The sequence below is a fragment of the Mesorhizobium caraganae genome (assembly GCF_016836705.1).
Taxonomy (GTDB): domain Bacteria; phylum Pseudomonadota; class Alphaproteobacteria; order Rhizobiales; family Rhizobiaceae; genus Mesorhizobium; species Mesorhizobium caraganae.
In genome coordinates, this window is record NZ_JAFCGY010000001.1 from 1432236 (window position 1) to 1447247 (window position 15012).

At 64.5% G+C, this 15012-nt stretch carries 13 protein-coding genes; 7 read left to right on the forward strand and 6 right to left on the reverse strand.

From position 1 onward, the window contains the following. Window positions 1-86 precede the first annotated feature (86 nt). Window positions 87-908 carry a tetratricopeptide repeat protein gene (locus JQK88_RS06915; RefSeq protein ID WP_203277965.1) on the reverse strand — a complete coding sequence of 274 codons (822 nt, stop codon included), beginning with the start codon at window positions 906-908 and terminating at the stop codon, window positions 87-89. A gap of 241 nt (window positions 909-1149) precedes the next feature. Here JQK88_RS06915 and JQK88_RS06920 point away from each other — a divergent pair, with 241 nt between their 5' ends. The 5 genes from JQK88_RS06920 (at window position 1150) to pdeM (ending at window position 7287) form a co-directional block, all read left to right on the forward strand. After that, a complete protein-coding gene (locus tag JQK88_RS06920) occupies window positions 1150-2511 on the forward strand; it encodes a leucyl aminopeptidase family protein (protein ID WP_203277834.1) in 1362 nt (453 codons plus the stop codon). Between the two features lie 70 nt (window positions 2512-2581). Beyond that, window positions 2582-2932 carry a MarR family winged helix-turn-helix transcriptional regulator gene (locus JQK88_RS06925; RefSeq protein ID WP_203277835.1) on the forward strand — a complete coding sequence of 117 codons (351 nt, stop codon included), beginning with the start codon at window positions 2582-2584 and terminating at the stop codon, window positions 2930-2932. Window positions 2933-2958: 26 nt separating this feature from the next. After that, window positions 2959-3819 (forward strand): C40 family peptidase, encoded by an 861-nt coding sequence (locus tag JQK88_RS06930; RefSeq protein WP_203277836.1) that lies wholly within the window; start codon window positions 2959-2961, stop codon window positions 3817-3819. A gap of 203 nt (window positions 3820-4022) precedes the next feature. Then, on the forward strand, window positions 4023-6569 hold the full coding sequence (locus tag JQK88_RS06935; protein WP_203277966.1) for a ligase-associated DNA damage response DEXH box helicase: 2547 nt from the start codon (window positions 4023-4025) through the stop codon (window positions 6567-6569). A gap of 1 nt (window position 6570) precedes the next feature. Next, window positions 6571-7287: a ligase-associated DNA damage response endonuclease PdeM gene (pdeM, locus tag JQK88_RS06940; RefSeq protein ID WP_203277837.1), complete on the forward strand. Its 717-nt coding sequence runs from the start codon at window positions 6571-6573 to the stop codon at window positions 7285-7287. 3 nt (window positions 7288-7290) lie between these two features. Here the strand turns inward: pdeM and JQK88_RS06945 are convergent, their stop codons facing one another. Further along, a complete protein-coding gene (locus JQK88_RS06945; protein WP_203277838.1) occupies window positions 7291-8262 on the reverse strand; it encodes a quinone oxidoreductase family protein in 972 nt (323 codons plus the stop codon). Between the two features lie 94 nt (window positions 8263-8356). Between JQK88_RS06945 and JQK88_RS06950 the strand changes: the two genes are divergently transcribed. Further along, window positions 8357-9229 carry a LysR substrate-binding domain-containing protein gene (locus tag JQK88_RS06950; RefSeq protein ID WP_203277839.1) on the forward strand — a complete coding sequence of 291 codons (873 nt, stop codon included), beginning with the start codon at window positions 8357-8359 and terminating at the stop codon, window positions 9227-9229. 7 nt (window positions 9230-9236) lie between these two features. Here JQK88_RS06950 and JQK88_RS06955 read toward each other — a convergent pair whose 3' ends face one another. The 4 genes from JQK88_RS06955 to JQK88_RS37370 are packed head-to-tail and all read right to left on the reverse strand — an operon-like array spanning window position 9237 to window position 14253. After that, window positions 9237-10172: a dimethyl sulfoxide reductase anchor subunit family protein gene (locus JQK88_RS06955; protein WP_203277840.1), complete on the reverse strand. Its 936-nt coding sequence runs from the start codon at window positions 10170-10172 to the stop codon at window positions 9237-9239. A gap of 3 nt (window positions 10173-10175) precedes the next feature. Beyond that, a complete protein-coding gene (locus JQK88_RS06960; protein WP_203277841.1) occupies window positions 10176-10910 on the reverse strand; it encodes a 4Fe-4S dicluster domain-containing protein in 735 nt (244 codons plus the stop codon). Then, a complete protein-coding gene (locus JQK88_RS06965; protein WP_203277842.1) occupies window positions 10907-13837 on the reverse strand; it encodes a molybdopterin oxidoreductase family protein in 2931 nt (976 codons plus the stop codon). Before JQK88_RS06965 ends, JQK88_RS06960 begins: the two co-directional genes overlap by 4 nt. Further along, a complete protein-coding gene (locus tag JQK88_RS37370; protein WP_376740383.1) occupies window positions 13834-14253 on the reverse strand; it encodes a hypothetical protein in 420 nt (139 codons plus the stop codon). The genes JQK88_RS06965 and JQK88_RS37370 overlap by 4 nt, the downstream gene beginning before the upstream one ends. Between JQK88_RS37370 and JQK88_RS06970 the strand changes: the two genes are divergently transcribed. Further along, a complete protein-coding gene (locus tag JQK88_RS06970) occupies window positions 14167-15009 on the forward strand; it encodes a LysR family transcriptional regulator (protein ID WP_376740375.1) in 843 nt (280 codons plus the stop codon). The genes JQK88_RS37370 and JQK88_RS06970 overlap by 87 nt on opposite strands. Window positions 15010-15012 lie beyond the last annotated feature (3 nt).

Here is a 15012-nt window from a genome sequence, read left to right on the forward strand (position 1 = left end):
CATGCGAAAGAGCCGCGTTGCCGATGCAATGCGGCTCTTGGATTTTCAGCTTTGATGTGGATGGATTTTGGAGGTGTATTCGGCGCTCAGTTGGTCGCCGGCTTGCCCTTGTCCTGATCCTTGAGCTGGCTCCACGCGTTCTGCTGGGCAAGCATCTGACGAAGGTAGGCCACATTGGCTTGCGCCTGTTCGGGCGAAAGCTCCTGCGAGGCGATCTTCTCGGCCTCGTCGAAACGGCCCTGAAGTCCCACGACCAGCGCCAGATTCTGGCGCACCCGGCTGTCGGCGTTCGGTTGCTGGGCGGCCGAGCGCATATAGGTCTCGGCGGTTCGCAGATCGCCTTCCAGCACATAGGACATGCCGAGATTGGAAAGGATCGACGGCTCGTTTGGCTTGAGGTCCAGCGCCTTGCGGTAATCCTGGCGCGCTTCATCTTTCTGGCCGATCTGGTCGAGGATGGCAGCCTCGGCCGACATCAGCCGCCAGTCCGGATATTCCGGTGTCTGCGCCCGGCGCACCGCGTCGAGCGCGGACTCGAACTGGCCGTTGGCGGCGAGCGCCTTGCCATAGGCGGCGAGCACGTCGCGATCCTTGGGGTAGGCGATCGCCAGCTTGCGCATCACGGCAAGCGACTGGTCGGCATCGCCGTCCATCTGCAGCGCCGCCGCAAAATTTGTCGCCAGCCGTTTGTCGTTGGGATTTTTTGCGTAGGATTCGCCAAGCCGCGTGGTCGCGCTGTGCAACTCGTTGGCCGACATGGTTTCCAGCGGTTTGCCGCTGGTGCGCCCGATCGAGCCGGTCGTGAGCTTGCTGGTTCCGCACCCGGCAACACCGGCCGCGAGCGCCATCAGCAACGCCGTGGTGACCAGCCGTTTGCCCTTGACGTTCATCCTGCGGTCGGTAGGCATCGGCACGGGGCTCTCCATTCCTGCGCGCGGCCATTGCGTGGCCGTCTTCACTCCCCCAGAAATATTCTGTTAACCCTAACGGATAGTTAAAAAGTGGCCCGTTGAGATCGGTACGCCGCCCGCCGGAAGCCATTGGCTTGGCATTTTCCTATGCTTGGCCTCTGTGCATAGAGGTTGAAATCATTCGACGTCCCTGTCAGGTGACTGGGGACGACTTGCAAGCCTGCGCGGAGACCATCGAATGCCCGTCGAACTCGTCGAGACACTAAACACTGCCTTGCCCGTCCATCTGGTCGCGAGGGATGGCCTGGAGGCCTTGGGGCTTTCGCCTTCCACGATCACCTGGGCGGCCGCCAACGGCTTTTCCGGCGAAGCCGGCAGGACACTCGCCGTGCCCGGCGAAAACGGCGCGCTTGCCGGCGCTCTGTTCGGCATCGGCGAAGGCGAGGGCGCGCTGGCCATCGGTGCGCTGGCGAGAGCCCTGCCGGAGGGCGACTGGCACCTTGCCTCGGCGCATGCCGAGCCGGAACTCTCGGCCATAGCCCTGGTTCTCGGCGGCTATGTCTTCACCCGATACGGCAAGAAACCAGGCAAGGTATTGCGCTTTGCGATGCCGTCCGGCGCCGATGCGGGCCGTGTCCGCCGCATCGCCGACGGCGTCTTCCTGACGCGCGATCTCGTCAATACGCCGACCAGTGACATGGGACCGGACGAGTTGGAAAAGGCCGTGCGCGCCTTGGCGGCGACACACAAGGCCGAGGTGTCGGTGATCAAGGGCGACGATCTGCTCAAGCAGAATTTTCCGATGATTCATGCGGTCGGCCGCGCCTCCGTCGGCGCGCCGCGCCTGATCGACATGATTTGGGGACGGGCCGATGCGCCGAAGGTGACGCTGGTCGGCAAGGGCGTCTGTTTCGACACAGGCGGCCTCGATATCAAGCCGTCGTCGGGCATGCTGTTGATGAAAAAGGATATGGGCGGCGCCGCCAATGTGCTGGGCCTTGCCTCGATGATCATGGCTGCCGGGTTGAAGGTAAGGTTGCGCGTCCTGATCCCGGCGGTTGAGAACTCGATTGCCGGCAATGCTTTCCGGCCTGGCGATGTGCTGACCAGCCGCAAGGGCACCACCGTCGAGATCGGCAACACCGATGCCGAAGGGCGGCTGGTGTTGGCGGATGCACTAGCGCTGGCCGATGATGAGGAGCCTGAACTGTTGATCGACATGGCGACGCTGACCGGCGCCGCGCGCGTCGCGCTCGGTCCCGATCTGCCGCCTTTCTACACCGGCGACGAAGCGCTGGCGTCCGAATTGGTGGCGGCCTCCGTTGCCGTCGAGGATCCGTTGTGGCGCATGCCGCTGTGGCGGCCCTACGATGCCAGGCTGGCCTCGAAGATCGCCGACATCAACAATGTCACCACCGACGGCTTTGCCGGTTCGGTCACCGCGGCGCTGTTCCTGAAACGCTTTGTCGAGCGGACGCCGGGCTGGGCGCATTTCGACATCTTTGCCTGGAATCCGTCCGACCGCCCCTACGGCCCTGCCGGCGGCGAGGCGCAAGGCATCCGTGCGCTGGAGCGGATCATTTCGAGGCGCTATGCCTGAGGTCGAGAGGCATAGCGCCCGGCCTCCAAACTGAAACGGAACCGAAACAATTTGCCGTCATGCTCTGGCGATGTCGATTTCGATGCGCCCGAGCCAGGCCATGCGACTGTGGCAGCAGGTGATGCTGTCGCAGGTGCGCGGTGGCGCGCCCGATCTCACCATGCGCCAGACGGCGATCCTGTTCACCATCTATCTTGACCCGCCGCCGCATACAGTGCGCGGCCTAGCAGCCCGCCTCAACGTCACCAAGCCGGTCATCACCCGCGCGCTGGATACGATGGGCGCGCTGAAGCTGGTGTCGCGCCATCGCGACGAGCTGGACAAGCGCAACGTGCTGATCCGACGCACTGTCGAAGGCGCGCTCTTTGTCGAGCGCTTCGGCGATGGTATCGTTGCCCGGGCGCTTGAGCTGCCCATCTGACCATACCCAATAGCTGGATTGCTGATTTGACTGCCAGGGATGCCCGCCTTCACGCCTTCCGTTCCGACCTCGCCGATGCCAGGCTGAAAGGCGAGGTTTCAGCCGATCGCTTCGTCACCGGCCGTCCGGCGCGCATCGCGGCCTCCGTGGCCGATATCCGCAAGGCGCCGCGCCCCGACGCGGGCGTCAACACGCAGGTGCTGTTTGGTGACGATGTGCTTGTCTTCGAGGAAGCCGAAGGCTGGGCCTGGGTCCAGGCCGAACGCGACGGCTATGTCGGCTATGTCGGTGCCACCATGTTGGGTGCTCGCGAGCATGCGCCCACCCATATTATCGCGGCGCCGCGCACCTTCCTCTATCCCGGCCCGGATCTGCGCTTCCCGATCAGCGGGCAATTGTCGATGGGCTCGACGGTGACAGTGACCGGCACTGCCGAAACGCGCGGCACCCACTATGCGCTGCTGCCCTCCGGCGAAGCGCTGATCGCCGGCCATCTCCGCCCGCTTGGCGACGTGGCTTACGACTACGTCGCGGTGGCCGAGATGTTTCTCGGCACGCCCTATCTCTGGGGCGGCACCTCCGGCTTCGGCATCGACTGTTCGGGCCTTGTGCAACTGGCCATGCGCATGGCCGGCCGCAATGTCCTGCGCGATTCCGACATGCAGGCGGCAGGCCTTGGCGAACCGCTCGATCCGGGACCGGATTATGCCGGGCTGAAGCGCGGCGACCTGGTGTTCTGGAGGGGCCACGTCGCCATCATGACCGACGCCCGCGACATGATCCACGCCAACGGCCACACCATGCTGGTATCGCGCGAAGGGCTGAAGGACGCGATCGACCGCATCGGCTATCTCTATGGCGGGCCGACGGGGTTCAGAAGGCCTTAGCCTCTTCCTTCTCCCCGTCACTATACGGGGAGAAGGTGCCCGAAGGGCGGATGAGGGGCGGCGCGAACTTTCGATCGTTGGCGCCGCCCCTCACCTGCCTGCCGGCATCCTCTCCCCGTAAACGGGGCGAGGAAAGCTCTCTTCGATCACCTTTTGTTCCGATTTTGCTTGGCGTTCGCGCGCGCGCGCGCTACCTCTTTCGCGTGACCGAGCAGCCGCGCCTTGCCGAACAGAATGCCAGTGTCGCCTTGCCCGAACAGTTCATCAGATGGTTCGGCGAGAAGGGCTGGTCGCCGCGCGCCCATCAGATCGAACTTTTGGCGAGAGCCCAGGCCGGGCAATCGGTGCTGCTGATCGCGCCGACCGGGGCCGGCAAGACGCTGGCCGGCTTCATGCCGTCGCTGACCGAACTGGCCAACCGTCCCAGGCGCAAACCCGGTCAGGCGCATTGCGGCATCCACACGCTTTACATCTCGCCGTTGAAGGCGCTGGCAGTCGATATCGAGCGCAATCTCGGCAAGCCGGTGGAAGAGATAGGGCTTCCCGTCACCATCGAGACGCGCACTGGCGACACGCCCTCGCACAAGCGCCAGCGCCAGAAGCTGGCGCCTCCCGATATCCTGCTAACCACCCCGGAGCAACTGGCGCTGCTGATCGCGGCGCCTGATGCCAGGCGCTTCTTCGAGGATCTGCGCTATGTCGTGCTCGACGAACTGCATTCGCTGGTGATTTCGAAACGCGGCCACCTTTTGGCACTCGGTCTGGCGCGGCTGCGCGCTTACGTGCCCGGCCTGCAGACGATCGGCCTGTCGGCAACCGTGGCCGAGCCCGATGAGTTGCGGCGCTGGCTGGTCGGGCAAAATCCACCGGGTGAGATGGCCGGTCTGATCACCGTCTCCGGCGGCGCCAGGCCCGACATCTCCATCCTCGACTCGCGCGAGCGTGTGCCGTGGTCGGGACATTCGGCGCGCTATGCCATTCCCGAGATTTATGAGGCGATCCAGAAGCATCGCATGACGCTGCTGTTCGTCAACACCCGCAGCCAGGCCGAGATGCTGTTCCAGGAACTGTGGCGGGCGAATGAGGACTCGCTGCCGATCGCGCTGCATCATGGTTCGCTCGATGTCGGCCAGCGCCGCCGCGTCGAGAAGGCGATGGCGGACAACGCGCTGCGTGCCATCGTCGCCACCTCGACGCTGGACCTTGGCATCGACTGGGGCGATGTCGATCTGGTTGTCCATGTCGGCGCACCCAAGGGCGCCAGCCGGTTGGCGCAGCGCATCGGCCGAGCCAACCACCGCATGGACGAGCCGTCGAAGGCGATCCTCATCCCGGCGAACCGCTTCGAGGTGCTGGAATGCCGGGCGGCACTCGACGCGAATTATCTCGGCGCGCAGGACACGCCACCGCTGATCAATGGCGCGCTCGACGTGTTGTCGCAGCATGTGCTGGGCGTCGCCTGCGGCGCGCCTTTCTACGCCGACCTTCTGTTCGAAGAGGTGCGCAGCGCTGCGCCCTATGCCGGGCTGGAGCGCCAGACCTTCGACCGTGTCGTCGACTTCGTCGCCACCGGCGGCTATGCGCTGAAGAACTATGAGCGCTACGCCCGCATCCGCCAGACCAAGGACGGGCTGTGGCGCGTCTCCAACCCTCGCATCGCGCAACAATATCGGCTGAATGTCGGCACCATCGTCGAAATGCCGGAGCTCAATGTCCGCTATGTCCGGCAAGGCCGCGGCATGGCCGGACGCGGTGGGCCGGTGCTGGGCAAGATCGAAGAGTATTTCGCCGAGACGCTGCGGCCCGGCGACAACTTCCTGTTCGCCGGCAAAGTGCTGCGCTTCGAGGGCATTCGCGAGAATGAATGCGTGGTCTCGAACGGCGCCGGCGCCAACATCATCGTGCCAGCCTATGCCGGCGGCAAGTTTCCGCTGTCGACCTATCTCGCCGAGCAGGTTCGCGGCATGCTGGCCGACAGCGACCGTTGGCAGGCGCTACCCGAGCAGGTTGCCGACTGGCTCAGACTGCAGAAGGAAAAGTCAGTGCTGCCCAAGCGGGGCGATCTTCTGGTCGAGACCTTTCCGCGCGGCAACCGCCACTACATGGTCGCTTATCCGTTCGAGGGCAGGCTGGCGCACCAGACGCTCGGCATGCTTTTGACGCGCCGGCTGGAGCGGGCCAACGCCCGTCCGCTCGGCTTCGTCGCCACCGACTATTCGCTGGCCGTCTGGGCGCTCGACGACATGGCGGCTTTGTTCAAGGCGAAGAAGCCGTCGCTGGCTGCTCTGTTCGACGAGGACATGCTGGGCGACGACCTTGAAGCCTGGCTGAACGACAGCTGGATGCTGAAGCGCACCTTCCGCACCTGCGCTGTCATTGCCGGGCTGATCGAGAAGCGTTTCCCGGGGCAGGAGAAGAGCGGCCGCCAGGTGACGGTCTCGGCCGACCTGATCTACGATGTGTTGCGCAGCCACGAGCCCGACCATATCCTGCTGCAGGCGACCCGCACAGATGCCTCGGCCGGATTGCTCGATGTCAGCAGACTTGCCGAGATGCTCTCGCGTGTGCGCGGTCGAATCATGCATAAGCATCTCGACCAGATTTCGCCGCTGGCTCTGCCTGTGATGCTGGAGATCGGCAGGGAATCGGTCAATGGCGGCGCCAACGAGTCTCTGCTCATGGAGGCCGCCGATCTGGTTGAAGAGGCCATGGGGCCAAGGGCGAAACCGGACCAAGAGGGTCTGACTTGAAATGAATTTTTCGCTGGCGCGCGCAACACTGATCGCCGAGGCCGACATGGTCGGCATCGCCGGTGAACGTGCGGTCTGCGATCCGCGCGGCGTGCTTTATTTCCCTGATCTACGGCTGCTCGCGGTCTCCGACCTGCATCTCGAAAAAGGCTCGTCCTTCGCCAGGCGCGGCGCGCTGATCCCGCCTTACGATACCGGCGCCACCTTGCTGCGGCTGCAGGCGGTGATATCGGACTACCAGCCTTCGATCGTCATCAGCCTGGGCGATTCCTTTCACGATGGCGGTGGCGCCGAGCGGATGCATCAATCCTTCCGCGAACGGCTGGAGGCGCTGATGGCCGGCCGCGACTGGTTCTGGGTCGCCGGCAACCATGATCCGGAAGCGCCGGCCGACCTGCCGGGCGAGACGGTGCGCGAACTCGCCATCGGCTCGCTGCTCTTCCGCCACGAGCCGTCGAAGGTGCGAACCGAGGGCGAAGTCGCAGGCCATCTGCATCCCTGTGCGCGCATCGTCCAGCGTGGCCGCTCGGTGCGGCGGCGCTGTTTTGCCGGCGATGGCGGCCGCATGATCATGCCGGCCTTCGGCGCCTTTACCGGTTCGCTCAACGTGCTCGACCGCGCCTATGCCGGCCTGTTCCGCCGCGAGACGCTGATGGCCTACATGCTGGGCGCCGAGCGCATCTTCGCCATTTCCCACGCCATGCTGCGGCCGGGCTGAGTTCTACGGTATTAGCACGGTAGCGCCGGTCGTCTGCCTCGCTTCGAGCCGGCGATGCGCCTCAGCCACTTCGGCGAGCGGCATGCTTGTGTGCACGGGGATTTTCACCGCGCCGCTGAGCACGACGCTGAAGAGATCCTCGCTCATGGCGACAACGTCCTCGCGCCTGGCGAGATGATGGAACAGCAACTGCCAGGTGGCGAAGAGCGATCCTTTCTGCATCAAAAGCATGATGTCGAAGGACGGGATCGAACCTGACGCTGTGCCGAAGCTGACAAAGGTGCCGAACGGCCGCAGGCAATCGAGCGAAGCCGGGAAGGTCGCCTTGCCGACGCCGTCATAGACGACGTCGCAGCCTTCGCCACGAGTGATCTCTTTCACCCGCGCGGCAAAATCTTCCCTGCTGTAGTCGATGACATGGTCGCAGCCATTGGCGAGTGCAAGTTCGACCTTCTCGGGTGAGCCGACCGTGCCGATGACGGTCGCGCCGAGATGCTTCGCCCACTGCGTCAGGATGAGGCCGACACCGCCGGCCGCCGCATGCACCAGGATGGTGTGGCCGGCCTCGACGCGGAACGTGCGGCGCAACAGATATTGCGCCGTCAGCCCCTTCAGCATCATTGCCGCACCCGTCTCGAAATCGATGGCGTCGGGCAGATGCACGACGAAATGCGCCGGCACGATGCGCTCCTCGGCATAGGCGCCGAGCGTCTCGACATAGGCGACGCGATCGCCCGGGGCAAAGCCGCTGACGCCTTCGCCGACCGCGATGATTTCGCCGGCGCCTTCATTGCCCGGCGTGAACGGCAAAACGGGTGGCGCATATTCGCCGGTGCGGAAATAGACGTCGACGAAGTTGAGGCCGACCGCCCGGTTGCGCACGCGGACCTCGCCCGGCCCGGGCTGGCCGATGTCGACATCCTCATAGGTGAGCACGTCTGGCCCGCCATGGCAGTGAACACGGATCGCTTTCATGTTTTTCTTCCCTGCGCTGTTCATGGGGGAGGGAGATAGCGCGTGAGGAGATATCGCTGTAGACTGATATCGTTGACAACAGAGTTCAAAGAAGATGATATCTGAACAGATCGGCCTGGACCTTCTTCGCACCTTTGTGGCGGTCTGCCGGCAAGGCAGCCTGAGCAGGGTCGCCGCACAGACCGGCAGAACCCAATCGTCGCTGAGCATGCAGATGCGCCGGCTCGAGGGACTGCTCCATCGGCATCTGTTCCAGCGCACCGGCCGCGGCGTCGTGCCGACCGCGGAGGGAGAGCTCTTTCTGGGCTATGCGACCCGCATCCTGGCCCTCGGCGATGAAGCGGTAGCGCGGCTGCAGCAGGCCGGCATTGGCGGCGGCCTGCGCATCGGCCTCGCCGAGGAAGTCACCACCGCAGCGCTCTCGGCCGCGCTGGGACGGCTGCACCGCACCTATCCCGACATCAGCCTCGACGCCATGGTCGAGCACAGTGTCGCGCTGGGGCGGCTGTGGAGTGAAGACGCGCTGGATGTCATGATTGCCCCGACATCGGTCGTCGCAGCCGATGCCTTGACGACGTGGAATGTCGAACTGCAATGGGTCTGCGCTACGGACTATGTGCTGGATCAGGAACGGCCGCTCGATCTCGTCGCCTTCGGTGCAACCTGCCCTTGGCGCAGGCGCATGATTGAGGCGCTGGTTGCCGCCGGCCGGGAGCACAGGATCGTTCTGTCGTGCCAGAGCGTCACCGGCCTGCAGGCGGCGATCGAGAACGGACTGGGCGTCGGACTGCTTCCACCGGAATCGGTGCGCACTGGCTCAATGCGCGTGCTGAAGACATCGGTGCCCGAGCCGCTCATCGTGCAATACGGACTCTATGCGCACGACCGACGGACAGCGGTGGTCGATGCCGCTATCGAAATCCTGCTGAAGGACTTGCCGGCGGCGCCGGAAGCGCGGGCCGCCTGACGGCGCGCTACCGCCCGTAATAGAGGGTAACGGTGTGCTTGGCCTCGGCGAAGAACAGCCAGCGCTCGACCAGTATGCCGGCGAACTGAACGATGGCCGCAAGCACCGACAGCACCGCCACGAGCGGCCAAGGCAAAGCGAATAGAACAGCAAGCAGAAACAAAGCCGGCAAGGCAAAAGCCAGCGCCTGCGTGATTCCTCGCAGCTTGGCGGCGTGCTTGCGGGCGATGCGAAAGCCCATCTCCTTGAGCAGGTAGTTCTCTTCGGTGTGCGGCCATTCCAGCGAGCGCACCGTGCCGCCGGCAAGCCCGGTTGCCGTGTTGGCGGTGGTGGCGATCTCCAGCCTGTCATTGTAGCGCCACGTCGCCAGCTTCCAGCCCCAGCCGAGCAAGGTCAGCAGCAGGGCGGCGGCCACGACCGGGTTCGAGCCGATGGCGAATGCCTGCAGCAGCGAATTGAGCAGCACGCTGCCGGTCATCACTGAGAAGATGAGGTAGCCGGGCAGCGTGTAGCGGCTGTGCCACTGCGCGATCGGCTTCAGCGACGCATAGATCATGCCGGTTGTGCAGACGGTGACGACCGCGCCAATGGCCGCGAGCAGCCCTGCAACAGTCACCCAGCCGGTGCGGCCAAAAAACACCCAGCCAAGGCCGAACAGCCCGGCCGGAATGAAGGTCGCGACCGAAGCCACGCCTTCGCGCGACAGCCAGGAACTGCGCCATTGCGAGAAGGCGCGCCAGGCCCGTTCGGGCCGGCCGAGATGGCCAGCCGACGACAACAAGCCGGCGGCGATCAGGCCGAGCGCCAGCCCCATGCCGATGAGGCCGAGCCAGAAATCGGCCGGGATGAACCCCAGTCCGCCAAGCACGCCAAGCAGTGCCAGCAGGCCGTAGCCGGCGCCGGTGGCAGTGGTGAAGAAGACGACGGAAAAGGCTGGATGCATTGGTCAGTTAGAAAGCATGCGGTCGACCCAGCCGAGGAAACCGCCTTCGGCCTTGACCGCCTCGAGCCTCGGCGCCGCCACTGAAGCTGCACGCTCGGTGTGGGCACGCGGCGGCAGGTACTTGTTGGTCGGCTTGTAGCCCATCTCTGGCATCAGGTCGACGCCGCCACGGCTGGCGACCAGTTGCGACACCGCCGAGGCGGGATCGCCGAGATCGCCGAAATGCCGGGCGCTGGTCGGGCAGGCGGCCACGCAGGCCGGCACGCGGTCCTCCTCGGCCAGATTGTCATTGTAGATGCGGTCGACGCAGAGCGTGCATTTCTTCATCACGCCGACATCGGTGTCGAATTCGCGCGCGCCGTAGGGGCAGGCCCAGCTGCACAATTTGCAGCCGATGCATTTGCTTTCGTCGATCAGCACGATGCCGTCCGATGCCCGCTTGTAGGAGGCGCCGGTCGGGCAGACGGTGACGCAGGCCGGCGTCTCGCAATGCAGGCAGGAGCGCGGAAAGTTGACGGTGCGCCCGCCCGCCTCGGTCGTGTGCTCATAGCTGTGCACACGGTTGAACCAGACGCCGTCGACGTCGCCGCCATAGGGGTCGATGTCGGTCAGCGGCGCCATGTGACCGCCGGTGTTCCACTCCTTGCAGGCGGTGACGCAGGCCTGGCAGCCGACGCAGGTGTCGAGGTCGATGACAAGGCCGAGCTTCTTGTCGGTATGGGTGGGAAGGCAGGTCATTCCACGGCTTCCCTGTTGACGCGGAATTCGGCGCCGTAGCGAACGATGTCGGGCGATGGCGCGACATTTGGCGGTTGGCTGAAACGCTCGAATTGCGGCTCGGTGAAGCCGGCTTCCTCGGCCGCGCATTTGACGATGCGCACTCGCAAATCGAACCACGCCGCCTGTCCGGTCACCGGATCGGAATTCGAATAGCGCTTGCCGTTGGCATCGACCGAGGTCTGGTCGCCGATAATGTGGTTGAGCAGGAAGCCGCGATTGCTCTCGGCGGCATCGTCCTTCAGCCCCCAGCTGCCGCGCCTCTTGCCGATGGCGTTCCAGGTCCACACCGTATCTGGATTGACGCCGTCGACCAGCTTGATCTGCCCCTTCACCCGGCCATTGATGCTTTCGATCCACACCCAGTCGTCGTCGACAAGGCCGAGAATTGCTGCGGTCTTGTTATGCACGAACAGCCGGTTCTGGCTGGTGATTTGCCGCAGCCACGCATTCTGCGAACCCCAGGAATGATACATGTGCATCGGCCGCTGCGTCAGCGCGTGCAGCGGATATTTTTCGAGATCGACGGCGGCCTCTTCGAACGGTGTAAACCAGAACGGCAGCGGGTCCATATAGGTCTCGATACGGCCGCGCTCGGCTTCCGGCGGCTGCACGCGGCCATGGCCGCGCGCGGCGAGGCGAAAGCGCTGCATCGGCTCGGAATAGAGCTGGAACACGATGGGCTCGGCCTTGGGAATGAACCCCAACTGCTCCGCGAGGTCGAGATAGGAGCGGTTGGCCATCTTGTAATAGCGCTGGTCGGCGGCAAAGTCCTGGTGCCAGAAGCCGCCATTGTCGATGTAGCGCTGCAGCTGGTCCGGATTGACTTCGCCCTTGCCGACAGACGTGCCGTCCTTGCCGCGCCAGCCGGCGAGTGGGCCGATGCCCGGCGTGCGCTCGTGATTGACGATGTAGTCGGCATAGTCGCTGTATTTCGCGGACCCATCGTCGTTGACGAAGCAGGGCAGGCCGAGCCGCGCGCCGAGCTCGATCAGCACCGACTGGAACGGCCTGACGTCGCGGTCGGGCTCGACAACGGGATGGCGGATAGCGTCGCCCGGTCCATCGGCATGGCTTATTGGTCGGTCGAGCAGGCTGATGCAATCATGCCGTTCGAGATAGGTGGTGTCGGGCAGCACCAGGTCGGCGAACGGCACCGTCTCCGAATAGTAGGCGTCGGAATAGATGATGAAGGGGATCTTGTAGTTGCCCGCCTCGTCATGGTCGGTCAGCATGGCAATGGTCTCGACGGTGTTCATCGAGGAATTCCACGCCATGTTCGACATGTACATCATCAGCGTGTCGATCGGGTAAGGGTCGCCGGCCCAGGCATTGCGGATGACCGTATGCATCAGCCCATGCGCGGCCAGCGGCGCGTCCCAGGAATAGGCCTTGTCGATGCGAAGTGGCGTGCCGGCCTCATCGACCAGCAGGTCGTCCGGCCCACAGACGAAGCCGAGCGGCACGCCGTCCAGCGGCGTCATCGGCTTTACGCTTTTGCCGCACGGCTTCGGCCCCGGCGGCGCCGAGCGCGGGTAGGGCGGCTTGAAACGAAAGCCGCCGGGCACGTCGATCGTGCCCAGCAGCACCTGCAGCAGGTGAATGGCGCGGCAAGAGTGAAAACCGTTCGAATGGGCCGATATGCCCCGCATGGCATGCATCGACACCGGCCGTCCCTTGATCGTCTCGTGCCGACGCCCGGCGCAGTCGGTCCACGCCACCGGCAGTTCTATCGTCTGTTCGAAGGCGACATGCGCGAGTTCGGCCGCGATCCGGCGGATCGTGTCAGCCGGAATCCCGCACTGCGCCGCGACTGCGTCCGGCGCGTAGCTCTCGCCCATATAGCGGTCGGCAATGAGCTGGAACACCGGCACACAGCGACGGCCGGCGACGGTGTAGCTGCCGGTCAGCGCCGGCTTTGCATCTGGGTCGGCGGCGTTGATGCAGGCCTTCGCCACCCGGTCCCAGGCGACGGGATTGTTCTCGCTGTCGCGCAGGAAAAGCCCCTCATCGGCCGCGCCCGGCTCCTGGACGACCAGAACATGAGCGTTGGTGTAGCGCAGCAGATAATCGAGATCGACGCGGCCCGCTTTGAGCAGTTCATGGATGAGGGCGAAGACGAAGAGGCCGTCCGTGCCGGGCCTGATGCCGATCCAGTCGTCGGCGATCGCGTTGTAGCCGGTGCGGCAAGGGTTGATCGACACCACCTTGGCACCGCGCGCCTTGAGCTTGCCGAGCCCGATCTTGATCGGGTTGGAATCATGGTCCTCGGCGACGCCGAACAGCATGAAGTATTTGGTGTTGTCCCAGTCCGGCTCACCGAACTCCCAGAACGAACCGCCGATCGTGTAGAGCCCGCCCGCCGCCATATTGACCGAGCAGAAGCCGCCATGGGCAGCGAAGTTCGGCGTGCCGAACTGGCTCGCCCACCAGCCGGTCAGCGATTGCGACTGGTCGCGTCCGGTGAAGAAGGCGAGCTTTTTCGGATCAGTGCGGCGTATGTTGGAAAGTCGTTCAGTCGCAATCGAAAAGGCTTCCTCCCACTCGATCTCGCGGAATTCGCCCGAGCCGCGCGGACCGCTGCGCAACAGCGGCTTCTTCAGCCGCGCCGGGCTGTAGTGCTGCATGATGCCGGAGCTGCCCTTGCCGCAGATCACGCCGCGATTGACCGGATGGTCCTTGTTGCCGTTGATGTAGCGAATCTTGCCGTCCTTGATGTGGACGTCGATGCCGCAGCGGCAGGCGCACATATAGCAGGTGGTCTTGGCGATGCTGTCGGAAACATCGGGCGAGGTGTCGACGCCGTCGCCTTCGTCCGGCGCGCGCGTATCGGCAAGCGGCCGTTGCGACGGTGCGGAATTGGCCCCGCGCGGCGCTCCGTGGTTCATAGGCCAGGCGTGCTTTTGCTACCTGAGAATTTGGCCCGCGTCTTCGGTCCGGGGCCACGCATATAGTGCTCTTCAGGGTGATAGCGGTCGCCGGCCAGCCGCCGCCTCAGGCCACGGGTCCAATGCGCAAGCAGGAATCTGAACCGCCCGATCATTTTGTTGGCTGCGATCTGTTGGCGAATTTCTTCTAACTTCGGTTGAAAAAGTAGAATAAAGCTATCGATCTGTCTAATCAGTTGTTCTTGTAAATTCGATCGAAATTGGTTCTTAATGCGCGCATGACCCTGGATCAGTTGCGCATTTTCGTCGCCGTCGCTGAGCGCGGCCATATGACCAAGGCGGCGGAGCTTTTGGGCATCTCCCAGTCGGCCGCCTCGGCGGCCATCCGCGCCCTCGAAGAGCAGCACGGCGTTCATTTGTTCAACCGTGTAGGCCGCAACATCGAGCTGGCGCAAACCGGCCACCGCTTCCTGCCGGAGGCCAAGGCGGTGTTGGAGCGCGCCGCCGCCGCCCGCAATGTGCTGGAGCATGTCTCGCAGACAGTCGCCGGCAGTCTTTCGATCGCCGCCAGCCTGACCATCGCCAGCTACTGGCTGCCGCGCCGGCTGGCCTCCTTCCATGAAGCCTACCCGGCGGTCCGCTTAAGCGTCAGCATCGGCAACACCAGGCAGGTGGAGGCCAACGTGCTGGACGGCACTGCCGATCTCGGCCTGGTCGAGGGGCGCACCGAGTCCGATATCCTGCGTCGCACCAAGGTCGACGTCGACAGGCTGATGCTGGTCGTCGCCGCCTCGCATCCCGAGATCGTCGAAATCACGCCGGGCCGCCCTGATATCAGGGGTTTGCGCTGGATCATCCGCGAGGGTGGTTCCGGCACGCGCGAGGTGCTGGAGGATCTGGCCCGCCGCGAAGGGATTTCACTCGCCGATCTGCAGATATTTTTGGTGCTGCCAAGCAACGAGGCGGTTCGCCAGGCGGTCGAGGCCGGCGCCGGCGCCACTATCATTTCCGATCTCGTCGTCGGGCGCGCCGTGGCCGAGGGCAGTCTCCGGTCGGTGCCGCTCGAACTGCCGAAGCGCGACTTCGCCATGATCACCCATCGCGATCGCCAGGCGAGCCTAGCGCAGATGGCGCTCAAAGCGCATCTCAGCGCCTCTGCAGACCATGCGTGAGGG